Origin of the sequence: Nonomuraea mesophila (assembly GCF_004352805.1) — a bacterium.
Classification (GTDB): Bacteria; Actinomycetota; Actinomycetes; order Streptosporangiales; family Streptosporangiaceae; genus Nonomuraea; species Nonomuraea longispora.
In genome coordinates, this window is the sequence record NZ_SMLD01000108.1 from 1 (window position 1) to 16,991 (window position 16,991).

The window sequence follows — 16,991 nt, forward strand, 5'->3', positions numbered from 1 at the left end:
GCCCGCACGCGCCCCCGTCCTCCGGCGCGCTTCCGAACCCGTCCTCCGGTCCGAACCAGGGGCCGTCCGAAGCGCACTCCGGCCCGCACTCCGGCCGGGGTTCGGGTCCGCACTCGGGCTCACACTCGGGCCCGCACTCGGGCCCGCCTTCCGGGCCGCATGCCGCGTCGGCGTTCGCCCAGGCTTCGGGCGGGGCGCACGGGGCGCCCACGCAACCCTCACCGCCCTCCCCGCCGAGACGCCCCGGGCGGATCCCGATCGTGGCGGCCACGCTCGTCGCCGCCGCCGCGGCGCTCGCCCTCGTCGCGATGATCGTCCTGAACCACCAGGGCGAGACCTGGGAGCGTTACAAGACCAGCTCCGCCGCGCCGCTCACGTTCGAGTACCCCGGCGACTGGACCGTTCGCACCCATCAGGACCTGTTCGCGGTGGCCTCGCCGCACGCCACCGAGTTCGAGAAACTGTTCGTCGCCGGCCCCGCCGCCGACTGGACGACGGTCTCCCAGATCGTCTCCGACGAGCCCGACAGCGCCGCCGGCCTGTACGTGCAGGTCTCCGACACGCTCGACGCCGGCGGCACCTCCGAGCAGATGAAGGCCAAGATGGACGCCCTGCTGCCCGGCCAGGTCGACGTCGGCAGGCCCGTGCCGGACCAGGCGGGCAACAGCCCGGCGACCCGCTTCGACGGCGCGCTGCGCGACCCGGTCACCGGCACCAGGCTCGGCTTCGTCAGCTACGTGATCGACCGCGAGCCGAAGACCATGCTCGTCATGTACTTCTGCGCCAAGGCCACCTGTGACGACGCCACCCAGGCGCGCATCCGGCAGAGCGTGCACGTGTCCTGAAGGCTCGTCCGTCTCATTATTCGGGATACTTTGACGAAGCATGCCGAACGTGTGTGTATATTTTGCGCCTGCAATCGATGTAAGCAGGAGATTTTTCATGCAGGCGTTCCCCCGGGTGTTGTTCGACGAGGCCCACAGCGAGTCGTGGACCGTCCGGCGAGAGGTGGCCGAGGCCATCAACCCGGCCCATCCCGACGACAACAGCTACGCCCGCGCGGCCGGGGTGCTGCGGCACCTGGGGTACACCGTCGCGGCGCACACGTCCGGAGAGCTCCGCCCCGAGGTGCTGGCGGAGCAGGACGTCCTCGTCATCGCGCACCCGTCGGGGGAGCGGTGGGAACGGACCACCGGCCAGGGAAGTCCCGTCTTCAGCGCCGCGGAGCTGGACGCCGTGTGGTCCTTCGTCGCGGCGGGCGGCGGCCTGGTGGTGCTGGCCGAGGAGGAACAGGACAAGTACGGCAACAACCTCGGCGAGCTGCTCGCGCCGTTCGGCGTGGGCGTCGAGCACACCACCGTGCGCGACCAGAAGCACGCGCACAGGGATGTCGCCACCTGGGTCCTCGCCGAGCCCGTCGCGCCGGGCGGGCTGCTGGCCGGCGTCGAGCGCGCCTGCTTCTACCGCTCCGGCACGCTCACCGTGACCGCCGGCGGCGACTTCGGGGCGAGCGCCCAGGACGTTCCCGCCGCGAGCGCCCAGGGAAGCGCCCAGGACGTTCCCGGCGTGAGCGCCCAGGAGAGTGCCCAGGACGTTCCCGTCGCGAGCGGCCAGGATGTTTCCGCCGCGAGCGGCGTGGCGTCGCAGGCGGGCGCGACCGTGCTGTTCGCGACGTCGGACGACGCCGACCCGGCGGGCGCGCCGCTGGCCCTGGCGCTGAGGTGGGGCAAGGGCCGGGTCGCCGTGTTCGCCGACTCCGACCTGTTCGGCGACCACTTCATCGACGACTACGACCACCGTACGCTCTGGGGCAACGTCGTCACCTGGGCCGCCCGCGTTCCCGAGCCGGGCGCGGACGGCGCCGGGCGCGACGTGACCCGTGAGCGGAAGGCGGCGGCCTTCGGCCGGCTGAAGGAGGCCGTCGAGGAGCTGAGGCCGCTGCAGGTCAAGGACGGCTCGGTGCCGGAGGAGTCGAAGGGCCGGGCCCGCGAGCTGGTCGGGGTGATCGCGGGGTACGTAGGCGAAATATCGCCATATTTCCCCCATGACGCCGCCTACCTCCAGGCTGTCCAGGACGACCTGGCCACGTGGGCCGCGCAGGGACTCGGCGTGCCCGACTTCCTCGACTCGCTCGACCAGTTCCACCCCGACACGCAGCGCGAGGACGGCCTGGAGCACGTCGTGGTCTTCCCGATGTACACCCAGAACGGCAACCCTGACCGCAACCTCGAAGCCGTCTGGATCCGTACGATCTGGCCCGGCTGGCTGGCCGAGCTGGAGGCGGACGGCTACGACAACCCGATGTTCGTGCCGATCGCGTTCGAGGACTTCACCTCCGGCTACGACACGCACTCCGCCGTGCTGTTCCCCGAGACGGTCGCCGTGCGGACCGCGCCCGAGCGTTTCACCTGGGGCGGCATCTTCGCCGACCGGGAGGCCGCCAGGTTCCGCCGGGTGTCCAGGGCCGCGACCGAGACGCTCCGGCTCGACCTGCCGCCCGACGCCGCCAGGCTGCTGGAGTCGCAGCGGCTCGCGCAGGACACGTTCGTGCTGTGGGACCTGGTGCACGACCGTACGCACAGCCACGGCGACCTGCCGTTCGACCCGTTCATGATCAAGCAGCGGATGCCGTACTGGCTGTACGCGCTGGAGGAGCTGCGCTGCGACCTGACCGCGTTCGGCGAGGCGGTGAAGCTGGAGGCGCGAGGTGTCCCGTACGCCCGGTACGTGCGGCTCGCGATCCTGTTCGACCGGCTGTTCCGGTTCCCGATCACCGGCAGGCGGGTGCGCAACTACGACGGGCTCGGCGGGCAGCTGCTCTTCGCGTACCTGCACCGCAACGACATCGTGCGGTGGACCGACAACCGGCTCACCATCGACTGGGAGCGGGTGACCGACGGCGTGGCCGACCTGCGGGGCGAGGTCGAGAAGTTGTACCGCGACAGCATCGACAGGTCCAAGCTGGCGCACTGGCTGGCGGCGTACGAGCTGGTCAGCGCGTACGTCCCGCCGCATCCGGCGTCGACGTGGGCCCGGGGGATCCAGGTGCTGCCGGAGGAGCAGAAGGCCAAGGTGGACGCCGTCCTGCCGGACGAGTTCCCCCTGAGCATGTTCTACGAGGCCCTCCGCCGTAAGCTGGCCGACGTGGTCGAATCGACTGAGGGACTCCGAGCATGATCATTCTGGTGACCGGGGCCGGCGGCCCCACCGGTGAAGCTGTGACCGGATATTTCCGTAAAAATGGACACACTGTGATCGGCGTCGGCAGGCGGGACGCCGACCTGCTCGACCGCGCCGCCGTGAACGACCTGGCCGCGCGGATCGAGGCCGAGCACGGGCGCGTCGACGGCGTGGTGCACCTGGTCGGCGGATGGCGCGGGAGCGGCTCGTTCGCCGAGACCGACCTCGCCGACTGGGACGCGCTGCACGACCTGCTGATCCGCACGCTCCAGCACGTGTCGCTGGCCTTCGAGCCGCTGCTGCGCCGCAGCGACAACGGCCGCTTCGTGATCGTCTCCGCCAAGGCGGCCCAGCACCCCGAGGCGGGCGGCGCGGCGTACGCGGCGGCCAAGGCGGCGGCGGAGGCCTGGACGCTCTCCCTGGCCGACGCGCTGCGCGGCACGTCGAGCGCGGCCACGATCCTCGTGGTCAAGGCCCTGGTGAACGACGCCATGCGCGCGGCCAGGCCGGACGCGCGATTCGCCGGCTTCACCGACGTGAACGACCTGGCGGCGGCGATCGGCGGCCTTTACGACCGGCCCGCGCAGGAGATCAACGGCACGCGATGGGACCTGACTTCTTGATTCCCCGGCACGACCCCCAGCTCATCTCGTTCGCCAGCGACAACTACGCCGGCGTGCACCCGGAGATCCTCCAGGCCATCGCGGCGGCCAACGGCGGACACCAGATCTCCTACGGCGACGACGTCTACACCGAGGCCCTGCAGGACGTCTTCCGGCGGCACTTCGGCGAGCGCGCCCAGACCTGGCCGGTGTTCAACGGCACGGCCGCGAACGTCGTCTCCCTGCGGGCCATGACCGCCCACTGGGAGGCGGTCATCTGCGCGGACAGCGCCCACATCAACACCGACGAGGGCGGCGCCCCCGAGGTCGCCGGCGGCATCAAGCTGCTGACCGTCCCCGCCCCCGACGGCAAGCTCACCCCCGAGTTGATCGACCGGCAGGCGTGGGGGTTCGGCGACGTGCACCGCGCCCAGCCGCGTGTCGTGTCGCTGTCCAACACGACCGAACTCGGCACCGTCTACACCCCCGACGAGATCGCCGCCGTCTGCTCCCACGCCCACGACCTCGGCCTGCTCGTCCACCTCGACGGCTCCCGCCTCACCAACGCCGCCGCCGCGCTCGACGTACCGATGCGGGCGCTCACCACGGACGCCGGCGTCGACGTGCTGTCGTTCGGCGGGACCAAGATCGGCCTCCTGTACGGCGAGGCGGTCGTCGTCCTCAACCCCGACGCGGCGCGGGGCGTCGACTACATCCGCAAGACGTTCATGCAGTTGTCGTCCAAGATGCGGTTCGTGTCGGCCCAGTTCGAGGCGTTGCTGGGCGGCGACCTGTGGTTGCGCAACGCCCGCCAGGCCAACGCGATGGGCCGGCGGCTCGCCGAGGCCGTGCGCCCGATCCCGGGGGTGAGCCTGCCGCGCCCCGTCGAGGCCAACGCCGTGTTCGCCGTCCTGCCCAAGGACGTCGTCGTGCGGCTGCAGAAACGTTTCCGGTTCTACATGTGGAACGAAGCCGTGAGCGAGGTGCGCTGGATGTGCGCCTTCGACACGACGGAAGCGGACGTGGACGCCTTCGCCGCCGCCGTCGCCGAGGAGATGACGACCCCCTCCTCCTGACCTGCGGCGGGCCGGGGTCAGGGGCGCAGCGCGAGGCGGGCGGCCTGCCAGCCGCCCATCCCGTGCACGCCCGGCCCCGGCGGGGTCGAGGAGGAGCAGAGGAACACCCCGGGCAACGGTGTACGCCAGGGCGCCGGTGACCAGACCGGGCGCCTGACGAACTGGCCCAGACTGGCCAGGCCGCCGCTGAGGTCGCCCCCGACCAGGTTGGGATTGACCGCCTCCAGCGCCGCGGGACCCATGGCGTGGCGGGCGAGCACGCGGTCGCGAAAGCCCGGGGCGTACCGTTCGACCTGGGTCTCGACGGCGTCCGTCATGTCCACGGCCGAGCCGTTGGGGACGTGGCAGTAGGCCCACAGGGTGTGCCCGCCCCGCGTGGGGTCGGCCGCGTACGGCTGGACGAGCAGCACGTACGGGCGCGGCGAGTGCCGTCCGGCGGTCGTCTCCGCCTCGCTGAGCACGATCTCCTCGAGGGTCCCGCCCAGGTGCACCGTGCCGGCGCCCGCCACCGCGGGGTCCCGCCAGGGCACGGGCCCGTCCAGCGCCCAGTCCAGCTTGAACACTCCGGGCCCGTGACGGAAGCGGCGCAGGCGGCGTACGTAGCCGTCGGGGAGATCGGCCATCGTCATGAACTGCCGGGGTGTCACGTCGAGCACGATCGTGGGCGCGTCCAGCTCGGAGAGCCGGCGTACGCGGTGGCCGGTCACCGCCTCCCCGCCCAGGGAGCGCAGCTCGGCCACGAGGGCGTCGGCGAGGACCTGCGAACCGCCCCGCACCACCGGCCAGCCGACCGTGTGGGCCAGGGACGCCAGCATCAGGCCGTAGCCGGCGGACATGGGCCGGCGCAGGTCGAGCATGGAGTGGGCGGCCATGCCGGCGATCGCCGCCCGCCCTTCCACGGTCCTGAACGCACGCCGGGCGAAAGTCGTCGCGGGCAGCGCCGCCATCGCCCCGAACCTGGCCGCCCGTACGTACGCCGACGGCGGTCCCGTCCACGGCCCGAGGGGTTTGAGCAGCAGCTCCACCAGGGGAAGCCCGGCTGCGGCGGTGGCCCCCACGGTCGCCAGCCACGCGCCCGCGTCGCGCCCGAGACCTTCGGCCGTGCGGCGGGCGTCGCGGTGCACGAGCACGGCGGGACGGTCGTCGAACGGATGGGCGGCGGCGATCGGCGGCTGGGCGAACTCGACGCCCTGGATCGTGAGCTCGCGGAAGGCGGGGGAGGCCAGCGTCATGGCCATCACCGTCGCGCCCAGGTCGTGCACCCGGCCGGGGAGCGTCAGCTCTCCGGAGCGCAGCCCGCCGCCGAACCGGCCGGCGGCTTCGAGCAGCAGCACCCTGCGCCCGGCGCGGGCCAGCAGGATGGCGGCGACCAGCCCGTTGGGTCCGGACCCCACGACGACCGCGTCGGGGCTCATGGTGCTGTCAGGAGGTCAGGATCGACGGGTAGGGGCGCGCGCCGCGCTTCTCGAGCAGGTCGGTCATGAGCTTGATCTCGCCGGTCTGGGTGGAGACGATCTTCTGTGCCATGTTGACCACCTCGGCCCGGGTGGAGAGCTTGAGCAGGCCCTCGGCCATCTCCACGCCGCCCTCGTGGTGACGGATCATCAGCTGCAGGAAGAGCACCTCGGCGTCCTTGCCCTGCGCCTGCCTGAGCTTGGTCAGCTCGTCCTGGCTCGCCAGGCCGGGCATGACGCCAGGGGTGGCTCCGGGGGCTGCCCCGCCGTGTGCGTGCCCGCGCATCCAGGTCATCGTCGGCTGGTCGGTCGACTGCGTGAGCTCCCACTGCTGCAGCCAGCCCAGGAACATGCCCCGCTGGTTGGCCTGGGTGTTGATGATGTCGAAGGCGAGGTTGTCGATCTCCGGGGCCGGGCGCTTGTCCCTGATCTTGAAGGACATGTCGACCGCCTGCGCGTGATGGGTGGCCATGTCGCGGGCGAAACCGGCCTCGGGTGACGTGTCGCCGGGGGTGCCGCCGCGGCCGAACAGCAGGAACGCCGCCACGGCCAGCACCAGCACGCCGCCGAAGGCGAGCAACGATTTTCGCGCGGGCATTTCCATGGTCAGTACAGCGTACCCACCAGGGGGAGCGGCTGTGATCCCGGTCTTATGAAGCACTTATTACCCGCTTACCGGCCCGCGACCGGTGTGCACCGCCGAGTTTACGCAGGAACGGTGCGACCGGTGTGCAGCTCACTTAAACCCGCTGCTACTGATCTTGTTCGGGGTGGTCCGGCGCCACGAACGTGCCCACGCCCTTCACGCCGTACGACCAGCCCTGTTCGTTCATACGCCGCAACACCTTCTGCGCGGTGCCCGTGGCGACGCCGAACTCCTCAACGATCTCGTGCTGCGACGGCAGCGCCGTGTCAGGCGGGTACTTGCCCGCGACGATCCGCGCTTTCAACTCGTCTGCGATCTGCTGCCATTTCGGTGCGTTCGCGCGCCACTTGAACACCACGACCGAACCATAAGCATGCGTGCTGACCTGCGCATATACATGACCTGCCAAGCTTGGGCATAGTCAAGTATGACCAAGTGCGCTAACGTCGAGGCGCGCATGCAACAACAACGGGCCCGACCAACGGCGCGCGAACGCCGGGCCGGGCCCTTGATCGGACGGTGGAGGTCCGACCCATGGCAGATCCTACGGGTTCCCCCGAAACGCCCATCCCCGAATGCGACGTCGAACGCCTCGACAACGGCACGTACCGCGTCCGGCACAAGCGCACGGGGGACGTCGAGGTCGTCGACACTCCCGAGCGGGTCATCCTCGCTGGCGTGCTCCTGCGAGTGATCGCCGCATGGCCCAAGCCCAGCGAGCCGCCGTTCCGCACGGGTGACCTGCCGTGACCTCGATCTCTCCCAGGGCGTGCGACAAGTGCAAGCAGCTCGTCATTACCGCGACCATGTTCGCCAGTGGCGGGCTGCGCATCGTGCTCGACGCCACCCCTGTGCCGGGCGGCGACTACGCCACATGGCCTATCGGGTACGACCCTGGCAACCTTCGCCTGCTCGCCGCGCGCCGGCCGCGGCAAGTTGCCACCCCGTTCGACCTGCCCGAGCACCTGCAAGCCACATGGGACGGCTACGCAAAAGCCAACGAACGGTCCTGGTACGTCGAACACGTCCACGGTGTGAGCGCCGCCGAGATCGTCAACAACCGGCGCTCGACGAGCACATAGACAACCCGCGCCGCCGCGTCGAGGCCCCACCCGTACTCCGCGGCGGCCGGGTCCGCCGGGCGAACCGCGAGCCCGGCAAGGGGGGCCCGTCCGGGAGCACGGACGGGACCCCCGGTCAACAAGTCCATACATGAAGAAGACCCGCCCCGGGCGGCAACCCGGGACGGGATTCTTCCAGCTCAGACCCCTACTCTCCTAGGAGTCATCGCCAATGCAGACCGTATACGACTTCATGGGACCTGTCCCGTGGTACGTCCCATGGACAACGGGAATCGTCGTGACCATCGCCGCCGGCCTTTTCCTCCGCCGGCTGCTAAAGCGCCGTCCCCTCGAGGACATCCTCACCATGGGCGCCGCATCCATCGCCACCGCCGTTTCCGCACAAGGCATGTGGCGGTTCGCTGGCGACGTGCTCGGCATGGATGGCCCTCTCAGGCTGCTGCTGTTCGCGTTCATCGAGATCGCGATCATCACCTCGGCCGTGCGCGCCCGCCGCAACATGCGCGAAAACTACACGGCCGGCATCGACGGCATCGCCGTGTGGGCACTCACCGTGCTGACTGCCGCCCTGTCCAGCATGGACGCACGCAGCGTGCCCGAGGCGTTGTTTCGGCTCGCCGCGCCGCTGGTAGCCGCGTGGCTGTGGGAACGCGGCATGGCCATCGAACGCCACCGCATCCGCGGCACCGGCCGTATCAACTGGCGGGTCACGCCCGAACGCTTTCTCGTGTGGCTCGGCCTGGCCGAGGCTCGCGACCGCACAACGGGCGAAGTCGACGCGCACCGGCGAATCACCCGCGTCGCCCTAGCAGCGAAGCGAGTGCACCAAATGCAAGAAGCTGGCGTTTCGGGCCGGAAGATGCACGCTGCGGTGGCGAAACGCGACCGCATGCTCGACCAGGCCGTGGCACACACCGGGCTAGCACGCGACAAGGTGATGCAACAGGCGTTGCTCGACATGGTGACCACGCTCGGCGGCGGCGACAGTCTCACGCAGTTGCTAAGCACAGCAGACGCGCCGTGGCAGCACCTCGACCACCCCGCCATCCCGCGCCCGGAACTCCCTCCCGTCGAGCCCCGTACGCCGACCGTACGCCGCACGTACGGATTCCGTACGCGTGCGGCTCGCACGGTGCGCATCGCCCGCGCGTTCACATTCACCCGGCGGGCGGCCGTCGAGCCCAACCCGGCGCCCGTACGGCGTGCGTACATATTCCGTAAGGCGCCCGTGCCGCCGGTACGCATGCCCGCCGACCGCGACGTATTCGTACGGGAACTCACGCGTGAGATCCTCGCTGCCGCGGCCCGCAACGACCGTTGGGGCCCCGACTATGACGCACTCATGGCCCGGTCGAGGCGGTCGCGGTCGTGGTGCGAGAAAGCCGTACGGGCTGCCCGCATGGCTGTGTTCAGCGGCGGGCAGGTGGCTGCGTGACCGTGGTCGACGTGCCGCGCGGGCCCGGCCGGGCCCGCCGCGCCGTGCACAGGATCAGGCAAGGCAAGTACGGCCGCCGTACGATCCGGGTCGCGTACCTCACCGTGTCGGCGCCCGTCGTCGGCACAAGCCGTATGGCGACGACCGCGTGGCGGTGGGTACGCGCCGACGACTACGCGGGCGCCGACGACTACCGGTTCATCGAACAGGTACGCACCCGCCGCCGGCGCACCGCGTGGACGGTCGCCATCACCGCCGCGGCGTCGACGGCCGCGGCGGCTGCGGCAGCCGGCCCGGCCGTGTCGTACCTCGCGGTGGGTACGCTCGCGGCGGTCGGGACGGCCGTCGAGGTACGCAAGCGGGTACGCGCCCGTACCCGGCCGTTCGCGTTCCCGGGCCGGAAGGGCGGCACCCCGCAAGAGAACGTCGTCGTGCGCGCCGCGATCGACGCCAAGCTCGGCCGCGCCGAGGGCATGCGCGTGGCCACGCCGGTGCAGTCGGAAGACAACGGCTGGTCGACGATCCTGCAACTGCCGCCGGGCACACGGGCCCGGGGCTGCCTCGGCAAGGAAGCCGACTTCGCGTCGGCTCTCGGCGTCGGTGAGTCGCAGGTCGTGTTCGATCTGATCGACGAGAACGCCGGCCAACTCGCGATCTACGTCGCGAAAACCGACCCGTTCCTGCACGTGTACCGGTCGCCGCTGCTCGGCCGGACAGAGCCGCTCGACTTCTGGCGTGGCGTGCCGGCGGGCGTGAACGGCCGCGGCCGGGAGGAATGGCTACGGCTGGTCGACGCGTCGCTGCTCGTCGCTGGCGAGCCGCGCGCCGGCAAGTCCGCGGCCGTGAACGGCATCGTGGGCGCCGCCGCGCTCGCGGTCACTCCGCGAATCCACCTGTGGGACGGGAAGGGCGCGGGGGATCACCGGCCGTGGCGGAGGATCGCGCACACCGCGGAGAAACGCAACGCGGCCGGCCTGCTCGAGCACCTGCACAAGATGCAAGCGCAGATGGAACGCGTGTTTGACCTGCTCGACGACGCGGGCGGGTCGACGAAACTCACGCCCGAGCTGTGCCGCCGGTTCGGCGTCGACGTCGAACTCACCGTGGTCGACGAAACCCGCTACTACGTGGCGTCGCCATGGGGCAAAGAGATCGTCGAGGCGATGGTCGACATCGCGTCGCGCGGCCCGGCCGCCGGCGTGCTGCTCGTGCTCGCCACGCAGCGCATGACGAAAGACGCGATCCCGCCCGAACTCAAGGGAGTGTGCTCGCTGCGGTGGGCGATGCGCTGCCCCGACGTGATCGCGTCTAACGCCGTGCTCGGCCCGGGCGCGGCCGGCGCCGGGTACGACGCATCCGAGATCCCGCGGTCGCACCGCGGTGTCGGCATCCTCGACGCGGACGGCGCCGACCCGGTCAAGCTGCGGTCGTACTTCCTCGACGATGAGGGCGGCGATCTCGCGTCGGTCGCATCGGCCGCGTACGAGTTGCGGCGCGCGGCCGGGACGCTGCCGCCGACCGAGCAGGCGACCGCCGTCGACCCGCTCGAGGCGATCCTGAGCGCGTTCGGCGACGCCGACCGGATGCACACGGTCGATCTGGTCGCCGCGCTCGGGCCGGGCTGGTCGCCCGCCCGGGTGGCCGAGGTGTTGCGGCCGTACGGCATCGCCCCCGGCGACTTGAAGATCGGCGGAATCAACCGCAACGGCTACCGGCGCGCCGACCTCGAGGCGGTGATGCTCGCCGCCGCGTGAGGCGGTCTACCTGGCGTCTACCCGCCGGGCCGGGTCTACCCGGCGTCTACCCGCTGTGACCTGCGCGGTAGGCCCGGTAGACCCGGCCCGGCCACCCTCCGAAACCGGGCCTGCGGGCGCGCTCGCCGGCCAGAAAGGACACCCGTTGGAACTGCTCGCCGCTCTCGTGATCGCCGCCGTGGTGGTCGCCGCCATATCCCGCAAGCGCAACCCGCTCACCGCCTGCTCGGCCTGCGGCGGCACTGGCGTGCGCCGTTCGTGGATCTGGTCGCGCAGGTACCGGCCGTGCAATCGGTGCGGCCGAAAGGGTGAGGTACGGCGGTAGAGGGCGCCCGGCCGCTTCCCCACGACCGGACGCCCCCGCCCTGCCAGCCTACGTGTCCACATCCGGCCAATACCGGCCGCGCATGCCACGCCAACCACACCGGTCCCTGGAACGTCCCAACCCTCACCTGATGCTGGAGGATCTCCGATGCCGCGATACACGCTCACGCTCGCCGCATGCCTGCTCGCCATGGCGGCCGGCTGTAGCTCCCCGCCCGCCGGTGGAGCTGCCGACCCGGTACCGGTCGAATCCCCGGTCGCCGACACCACCACCACGGCGCCGCCGAGCCTGCCCGCCGAGGGACCGAAACGGATGGGCAAGACGCAGACGACCGCAGGCACGCAGGGCGAGTTCAGCGTGTCAGTGGCGCGCGTTCGCCGCCCGTTTAAAGCAGTCGTCCCCGGGCTGCCTGAACGTGCCGGGTACGAGTACGCCGCCGCCAACGTCAAGTTCTGCGTGACGGACGACAAAGGCTCGGAGGTGCGAATCGGCTGGTCTGCCTGGTCCGCCACCACGGTTGACGGGGTCGTGGTCGAGTCGCTTAGCGCCTGGTCGGCAGACTGGTGGACTGAGCCGCTCTACCCTCAGGATCACGTCGTGAAGGTGGGCCGGTGTGTGCGTGGCTGGCTGCCGTTCGAGGTGCAGCGCGGCAGCAAGCTCGACATCATCACCTACAGTCCCGACGAGATGAACGAACTCGAATGGAAGGTGCGCTGACCCTTCCCCGGGCATGACGAAAGAGCGGGCCCACACCCTCGAGGGTGTGGGCCCGCTCTCGTGTTCCGCGCTCGGCCAGGCTACAGGCCGTACAGGTCATTTCCGGCGTGGGTGCCGGGGTGGTATCGCTCGGGCTGCGTCGTGTACGTCGGGCTCTTGGTCGAGCCGAGCAGCACGCCGACGACCGGCCAACGCCGTTGCAGGGTCGAGACGATCGCCTGATAGACGACGGTCGCCGCCGAGGCGACGCCGGCGCCCACGGCGAGCGCGTCGGCCGGATCGACGTCGAGCCCCTTGGTTCCGAGCCACGCGGCCAGACCGCCGACGCCGGCGGGCACCGCGGTGCGAATCCATGAACGGATCAGGTCGTGCATGTGCGTCTCCCCTTCCCGGAAGATGCGAACGCCCCGGGCCCGGGCGGGCGCGGGGCAGGGGCGGCTACCTGACGTAGTAACCGTTGTCGAACGCGTAAGAGAGCTTGGCGCGCACCTTGCCCGAGGCGTCCTCGAGGAACACGGTGTCGCCGCCGTTGTTGAGCCAGTGCCCGTTGTATCCGCGATTGAAGTCCATGTAGAACACCTGCGTGGCGTTGGGGTCGGTCTTGTTGACGCCGGACGACGACGACACGACGACGGTCGCGCCGCCCTTCACCGTGGTGCCGGCGGGGAACGTGTAGGCGTTGGTGTGCTCGCCGGACGGGTTCTTGTACGTGTCGTGCACGGTCCACCCGGAGATGTCGACGTCGGTCGTCGACCGGTTCTTGAAGTAGGCGGCTTCCTGCCAACGGTTGCCGAGCACGTCGGCGCCCTTGGCGTTGTAGTTGACGCGGGTCACCTGCCACTTGCCCGCGGGTGCCGGCGCCGGGTCGACGGCGGCCGAGGCGGGCGCGGCCGACAGGCCGAGGGCGAGCACGGCCGCCGCGGCGGCAACTATGCGCTTGATCATCGGGGTGTTTCTCCTATTCGGGGACATGAAAAAACCCCACGTGCGTGGGGTCGTCAGTTGGCTTCGTCGATCCAGCCGGGTATTCGGCCGGGCTGCTCGCCGCCGTCGTCGTCGAGCGGCTCGTCGCGCGGGCGGGCTGCGGTCTGGTGTGGCCACACGCGCAGCCACAGACCATCCGTCACAGCTGTGCGAGCTTGTCGCGGATCTCGCCGAGAATGGCGATCATCTTGTCCTGCTCGGACTCGAGGTGTTGCAGGTAGTAGGCGACGGACACCCGTTCCTCGCTCTTGGTGCCCTTGTTCATCAGGATGTGCCTGCCGTGCAGGATGTCGTGAGCGCTCACGTCTTCTCCCTCGAGGCGCGCCGCCACCGCGGCGCGGAACCGGCTCATGTTGATTCCGCGGGGGTCGATCTTTCCGCGGTTGACTTCCCAGTGGCCTTTCACCCGGGACGCGGGTAGGCCGAACTCGCGGCACAGCTCGACGACGAGCGCGAGGTACGCGTCGAGCTGCACGTCGGGCCACGGCTCGTAACCCGTGTTCTCGGCCTCGATCCCGATCGACGCCGAATTGGTGTGATGCGGCGACGTGCTCGGCGCGTTGTGGTTGCAGTGGCCGGCCGCCACCACGTAGATCGCGCCCGTACGGCCGAGCCAGAAATGCGAGAGCGGCCCCGACAGTCCGGGCCGGCCGTCGCGCACCACGTGCATGTCGTCGCGGCCCGCGGTGTGGTGCATGACGATCCCGTGCACGGCGGGCTGCCCGCCGTGCCCGCGCGTCCGCCACCCGGGCACCTCGATGACATGGTGGCCGGTCTTGCGCGCGACGTCGGCGAGTTCTTTCCGCCATGGCATGGCAACCTCCTAAATGGTGACGTGCCCGACCGCGGTGGCCGCGCCGTTGACGCGAATCCACACCTGCACGGGGTGGCCGGTCGGCGCGGGCGGCCGGACCTTGGCGACGCGCTCGCCGTCGAGGTAGTCGAGGTAGGCGGGTTTCCACTCGTCGGCCTGGTGCCGTCCGGTGGCGATGTGCACGCGGCCGAGCTCGGGCCCGGCGTACGGCACGACCAGCCACCCGGCGACGAGTCGAGCTGTCACAGCACCTCCAGCACGTCGACTTTGCGGATGATGTCTTCCGTCGCCGTGGTGATCAGCACCCATCGTTGGTAGTCGCCCGGGGTGAGTACGACGTCGCCGGCGCGCGGCCCGATCAGCGAAAGCACGTCGATCACGCCCGTCTCGGCGAGCGGGTCGGGTGGTTCGGCCGTGCCGTCGACCAGCGTCACCATGGTGAAGTCCTCGACCGTGGGCACGGTGTCGGGGTTGATGTCGTGGTAGACGCCCACGCCGGTGATGTTGTCGACGCTGCCGCGCGTGATGGTCAGCGCGTTGGCCAGATATTCCGTGGCGGTGGCGTAGATCGTCGCCAAGTCATCCTCCCCTGTCGCTGCGGGTGGGCCCGGCCTGCGTGCCGGTGCGGGTGTCGCCGCTCCCGTACGAGCTGCGTGTGTAGCCGACTGTGGCGAGCTCGCGCAGCCGGGTGGCGTCGACGAGCGCGGCCGGGCGGGTCGCGGCCACGGCCACCGTGATGTCTGTCGGGACGGCCGCAACACCGGCGCCCGTGGCGGCCACGGCCACGAGCGCCGACGACCCGCCAGCGAAGTCTGTCCGGGTGCCGCCGCCGGTAGTGGTTACGACCACGAGTGCCGTCGACCCGCCGGAGAATCCCGTCCGCAGCCCGTCGCCCGTGGCGGACACGGCGACGGCCGCCGTCGACCCGCCCGCCGGTGCGCCGCCCTCGCCGCCGCCGGTGGCCACCACGGAGACGGCCGCGGCCGAACCTCCCGCGGTGATGGGCGAGCCGCTGCCCTGCGCGTCGACGTCGACGGCCGCCGGCGACCCGGCGCCCGTCGAGGCGGCGCCCGTGCCGACCGCAGAGACGAGCACGGCCGCCGGCGAGCCGGCCGAGGTGCCCGGCGAGCCGGTCGCGGTGGCCGAGGCGGTGACGCCGGCTTGCGAGGCGCCCGTGGTGGCTGCCGTGCCGCCGCCGGTCGACGTCGCTGTGGCGGATGCGGTCGAGCTGCCACGGGGTGCGGGCCTGCCCGCACCGGCCGCCGTGGCGTTGACGGTGGTCGACGAGCCGCCCTCGTGTTCCTCGGAGCTGCTGCCGGCCGGCCCCAGCACGACGGACCACGCCCCGATGGTTTCCCCAGCGCCGGGGAAGGTCCGCGTCCCGGTCGCGCCGGGGGATGCGATCGTCTGGTCCGCGATGGCGTTGTAGGTGGCGAAGACGGTCCGGGCGGTCATTCCGGTAGGCGGGTTGTCCGGCGCGAACTCGTAGTTGGCGAGCAGGCACACCAGGACCGAGTCCGCCACGGTCGTCGTCACAGACGGTGTCGTGGCGCTGCCCGACGCGCTCTGAGCGGAGATCTGCGGTGCCGCAGCGCCGCGGTAGGCCACGATGTCCAGCGCGGGGGCTACATCGCCCCCGCCCCACGTCAGGGCCGGGGCGGATGCGCCACGGATGATCCACCAAACGTTCGCGGTGAAGTCGTTCGTGATGTCGGTCCCGATTTGCGTCCACCCGGCCGGGCCGGTTGGCGGGTCGCCGTCCTGGATGACGGCCAGCAGCAGGTCGCCATCCTGCGTCCCGGCGGGAAGCGTCCCGGTCAGGGAGTCCTCGTGTGACGCGCCGACGAACGTGACCGCCATGCCTTCACCCCTCTTTCCGAGGCGTCCGGGTTGGGCTATACGGCGTTGTGGTCAACCGAGGTGCTCGCCGCGAGCAGCGTGTACGTCCCGGCCGTCGCGAACGGCTGCGGCGTGAGATCCTCGCCGCCGTAGTCGGTGCCGCCGGCGGCAAGCTGGGAGTAGCCGCGCCACCCGGCGACGGTCGCCCCGGACGGGATGGAAAACGGGAGGTCGGCGTCCGGCCGGATAAGGCCATTCACGGCCGTTTCCCACGTCACCGCCTGCCGCGCGTACCCCCCGCCCGTGATTTCCGTCCCGGTGTCGTCGACGAGCCCGATGTGCGTAACCAGGCCAGCGCCCGCGTCGGCGATTCCGTTCAGGTATGCCGTGCTCATTGTCATGGTGTGTCTCTCCTCACTTCACGCCGTAAAGAACTGTTGAGCGATCGAACCCACCACGCCGCCGCCGGCCGCCGCCGCCCCGGCGGCCACCCACACCGCGCGCTCGAGGCGGCGTAGCCGTGTCTCGTGGTCGTCGACCCGACTGATTGAGATGTCGAGCTTGGTCTCAATGGACACCAACCGGTCGAGCACCTCGCGTTCCGCGGTCACAGCGGAATGGCCTCCTTCAGGGGATGGGAACGACGCCGATCTCTCGACACGAGATGTCGCCGGAACCGGCGCCCGACGTCGCGTAGGTCACCCGCGCGTAGTGCGTCGCCCCGGGCGAGAGCCCGTCGAGGTGAAACGCGCGGCCTTGAAAGTAGTAGTCGGTCGACGCGGACGAGAACCCGCACCCGGTGAACCCGACACTCGAGGCGAGCACCTCGGGCCCGGTGTCGTCGACGCCCTCGAACACGTTCGCCGCGAGGAACACGCGCGGCCCGCCGGCAGCTCTCGCGCCGCCGCCCACGAACACCAACACCCGGCCGCTCGTGGGCGCGGTGAAGGTCACGCCGACCTCGGGCGAACCCGGTGTGAACGCGCCGGACGATACGCCGTTGATATCCGTCGTGTCCTGCGCCCACACCGCGGCGGGGAAGTCGGCCGCCTTCACTCTGGCCCCGGTCAGAATGTCGGGCAT

At 70.8% G+C, this 16,991-nt stretch carries 22 protein-coding genes; 9 read left to right on the forward strand and 13 right to left on the reverse strand.

Features of this window, described 5'->3' with window-relative positions; translation table 11 throughout:
* Window positions 1-260: 260 nt before the first annotated feature.
* The 4 genes from E1295_RS31725 (at window position 261) to E1295_RS31745 (ending at window position 4,858) form a co-directional block, all read left to right on the forward strand.
* The gene (locus E1295_RS31725; RefSeq protein ID WP_132636032.1) at window positions 261-845 is read left to right on the forward strand and encodes a hypothetical protein; all 585 of its coding nucleotides are present in this window, start codon (window positions 261-263) and stop codon (window positions 843-845) included.
* 97 nt (window positions 846-942) lie between these two features.
* Complete coding sequence (locus tag E1295_RS31735; protein ID WP_246080581.1) at window positions 943-3,177, forward strand: DUF6421 family protein; 2,235 nt, start codon at window positions 943-945, stop codon at window positions 3,175-3,177.
* The gene (locus E1295_RS31740) at window positions 3,174-3,803 is read left to right on the forward strand and encodes an SDR family NAD(P)-dependent oxidoreductase (RefSeq protein WP_132636035.1); all 630 of its coding nucleotides are present in this window, start codon (window positions 3,174-3,176) and stop codon (window positions 3,801-3,803) included. Before E1295_RS31735 ends, E1295_RS31740 begins: the two co-directional genes overlap by 4 nt.
* On the forward strand, window positions 3,785-4,858 hold the full coding sequence (locus E1295_RS31745) for a threonine aldolase family protein (protein WP_132636038.1): 1,074 nt from the start codon (window positions 3,785-3,787) through the stop codon (window positions 4,856-4,858). Before E1295_RS31740 ends, E1295_RS31745 begins: the two co-directional genes overlap by 19 nt.
* Window positions 4,859-4,875: 17 nt before the next feature.
* On the opposite strand, the gene E1295_RS31750 is transcribed toward E1295_RS31745, so the two are convergent.
* The 3 genes from E1295_RS31750 to E1295_RS31760 form a co-directional block, all read right to left on the reverse strand.
* Complete coding sequence (locus tag E1295_RS31750; RefSeq protein WP_132636041.1) at window positions 4,876-6,273, reverse strand: phytoene desaturase family protein; 1,398 nt, start codon at window positions 6,271-6,273, stop codon at window positions 4,876-4,878.
* A gap of 7 nt (window positions 6,274-6,280) precedes the next feature.
* A complete protein-coding gene (locus tag E1295_RS31755; protein WP_246080583.1) occupies window positions 6,281-6,910 on the reverse strand; it encodes a DUF305 domain-containing protein in 630 nt (209 codons plus the stop codon).
* Window positions 6,911-7,064: 154 nt separating this feature from the next.
* Entirely contained in the window at window positions 7,065-7,316 is a 252-nt protein-coding gene (locus E1295_RS31760) for a GntR family transcriptional regulator (protein ID WP_132636044.1), read from the reverse strand.
* Window positions 7,317-7,492: 176 nt separating this feature from the next.
* On the opposite strand from E1295_RS31760, the gene E1295_RS31765 reads away from it, so the two are divergent.
* From E1295_RS31765 to E1295_RS31785, 5 genes are all read left to right on the forward strand, one after another.
* A complete protein-coding gene (locus E1295_RS31765) occupies window positions 7,493-7,708 on the forward strand; it encodes a hypothetical protein (RefSeq protein WP_132636047.1) in 216 nt (71 codons plus the stop codon).
* On the forward strand, window positions 7,705-8,040 hold the full coding sequence (locus E1295_RS31770) for a hypothetical protein (protein WP_132636050.1): 336 nt from the start codon (window positions 7,705-7,707) through the stop codon (window positions 8,038-8,040). Before E1295_RS31765 ends, E1295_RS31770 begins: the two co-directional genes overlap by 4 nt.
* 277 nt (window positions 8,041-8,317) lie before the next feature.
* Window positions 8,318-9,475: a hypothetical protein gene (locus E1295_RS51250; protein ID WP_246080585.1), complete on the forward strand. Its 1,158-nt coding sequence runs from the start codon at window positions 8,318-8,320 to the stop codon at window positions 9,473-9,475.
* A gap of 104 nt (window positions 9,476-9,579) precedes the next feature.
* Window positions 9,580-11,229, forward strand: a complete 1,650-nt coding sequence (locus E1295_RS31780) for a P-loop NTPase family protein (protein ID WP_132636053.1) — start codon at window positions 9,580-9,582, stop codon at window positions 11,227-11,229.
* Between the two features lie 472 nt (window positions 11,230-11,701).
* Window positions 11,702-12,271, forward strand: a complete 570-nt coding sequence (locus E1295_RS31785; RefSeq protein ID WP_132636056.1) for a hypothetical protein — start codon at window positions 11,702-11,704, stop codon at window positions 12,269-12,271.
* Between the two features lie 80 nt (window positions 12,272-12,351).
* Here E1295_RS31785 and E1295_RS31790 read toward each other — a convergent pair whose 3' ends face one another.
* The 10 genes from E1295_RS31790 to E1295_RS31830 form a co-directional block, all read right to left on the reverse strand.
* On the reverse strand, window positions 12,352-12,645 hold the full coding sequence (locus tag E1295_RS31790) for a hypothetical protein (protein WP_132636059.1): 294 nt from the start codon (window positions 12,643-12,645) through the stop codon (window positions 12,352-12,354).
* Window positions 12,646-12,709: 64 nt separating this feature from the next.
* Complete coding sequence (locus E1295_RS31795; protein ID WP_166427498.1) at window positions 12,710-13,216, reverse strand: lamin tail domain-containing protein; 507 nt, start codon at window positions 13,214-13,216, stop codon at window positions 12,710-12,712.
* A gap of 53 nt (window positions 13,217-13,269) precedes the next feature.
* Complete coding sequence (locus tag E1295_RS51990) at window positions 13,270-13,398, reverse strand: hypothetical protein (RefSeq protein WP_281284783.1); 129 nt, start codon at window positions 13,396-13,398, stop codon at window positions 13,270-13,272.
* Window positions 13,395-14,069: a peptidoglycan recognition protein family protein gene (locus E1295_RS31800; protein WP_132636065.1), complete on the reverse strand. Its 675-nt coding sequence runs from the start codon at window positions 14,067-14,069 to the stop codon at window positions 13,395-13,397. The genes E1295_RS51990 and E1295_RS31800 overlap by 4 nt, the downstream gene beginning before the upstream one ends.
* A 9-nt stretch (window positions 14,070-14,078) precedes the next feature.
* Window positions 14,079-14,315 (reverse strand): hypothetical protein, encoded by a 237-nt coding sequence (locus E1295_RS31805; RefSeq protein WP_132636068.1) that lies wholly within the window; start codon window positions 14,313-14,315, stop codon window positions 14,079-14,081.
* The gene (locus E1295_RS31810) at window positions 14,312-14,647 is read right to left on the reverse strand and encodes a hypothetical protein (RefSeq protein WP_132636071.1); all 336 of its coding nucleotides are present in this window, start codon (window positions 14,645-14,647) and stop codon (window positions 14,312-14,314) included. The genes E1295_RS31805 and E1295_RS31810 overlap by 4 nt, the downstream gene beginning before the upstream one ends.
* A gap of 1 nt (window position 14,648) precedes the next feature.
* Window positions 14,649-15,929: a hypothetical protein gene (locus tag E1295_RS31815; protein ID WP_132636074.1), complete on the reverse strand. Its 1,281-nt coding sequence runs from the start codon at window positions 15,927-15,929 to the stop codon at window positions 14,649-14,651.
* Between the two features lie 35 nt (window positions 15,930-15,964).
* Window positions 15,965-16,309: a hypothetical protein gene (locus tag E1295_RS31820; RefSeq protein WP_132636077.1), complete on the reverse strand. Its 345-nt coding sequence runs from the start codon at window positions 16,307-16,309 to the stop codon at window positions 15,965-15,967.
* Between the two features lie 18 nt (window positions 16,310-16,327).
* On the reverse strand, window positions 16,328-16,519 hold the full coding sequence (locus E1295_RS31825; RefSeq protein WP_132636080.1) for a hypothetical protein: 192 nt from the start codon (window positions 16,517-16,519) through the stop codon (window positions 16,328-16,330).
* A gap of 16 nt (window positions 16,520-16,535) precedes the next feature.
* On the reverse strand, window positions 16,536-16,991 hold the full coding sequence (locus tag E1295_RS31830; RefSeq protein WP_132636083.1) for a hypothetical protein: 456 nt from the start codon (window positions 16,989-16,991) through the stop codon (window positions 16,536-16,538).

What these genes read in the sequence shown, in the direction of transcription:
- E1295_RS31815 (WP_132636074.1), bottom strand. Translation starts at nt 15,929, where the DNA reads ATGGCGGTCACGTTCGTCGGCGCGTCACACGAGGACTCCCTGACCGGG.
- E1295_RS31740 (WP_132636035.1), top strand. Translation starts at nt 3,174, where the DNA reads ATGATCATTCTGGTGACCGGGGCCGGCGGCCCCACCGGTGAAGCTGTG.
- E1295_RS31765 (WP_132636047.1), top strand. Translation starts at nt 7,493, where the DNA reads ATGGCAGATCCTACGGGTTCCCCCGAAACGCCCATCCCCGAATGCGAC.
- E1295_RS31755 (WP_246080583.1), bottom strand. Translation starts at nt 6,910, where the DNA reads ATGCCCGCGCGAAAATCGTTGCTCGCCTTCGGCGGCGTGCTGGTGCTG.
- E1295_RS31735 (WP_246080581.1), top strand. Translation starts at nt 943, where the DNA reads ATGCAGGCGTTCCCCCGGGTGTTGTTCGACGAGGCCCACAGCGAGTCG.
- E1295_RS31745 (WP_132636038.1), top strand. Translation starts at nt 3,785, where the DNA reads ATGGGACCTGACTTCTTGATTCCCCGGCACGACCCCCAGCTCATCTCG.
- E1295_RS31830 (WP_132636083.1), bottom strand. Translation starts at nt 16,991, where the DNA reads ATGCCCGACATTCTGACCGGGGCCAGAGTGAAGGCGGCCGACTTCCCC.
- E1295_RS31790 (WP_132636059.1), bottom strand. Translation starts at nt 12,645, where the DNA reads ATGCACGACCTGATCCGTTCATGGATTCGCACCGCGGTGCCCGCCGGC.
- E1295_RS31800 (WP_132636065.1), bottom strand. Translation starts at nt 14,069, where the DNA reads ATGCCATGGCGGAAAGAACTCGCCGACGTCGCGCGCAAGACCGGCCAC.
- E1295_RS31785 (WP_132636056.1), top strand. Translation starts at nt 11,702, where the DNA reads ATGCCGCGATACACGCTCACGCTCGCCGCATGCCTGCTCGCCATGGCG.
- E1295_RS31820 (WP_132636077.1), bottom strand. Translation starts at nt 16,309, where the DNA reads ATGACAATGAGCACGGCATACCTGAACGGAATCGCCGACGCGGGCGCT.
- E1295_RS31795 (WP_166427498.1), bottom strand. Translation starts at nt 13,216, where the DNA reads ATGATCAAGCGCATAGTTGCCGCCGCGGCGGCCGTGCTCGCCCTCGGC.
- E1295_RS31750 (WP_132636041.1), bottom strand. Translation starts at nt 6,273, where the DNA reads ATGAGCCCCGACGCGGTCGTCGTGGGGTCCGGACCCAACGGGCTGGTC.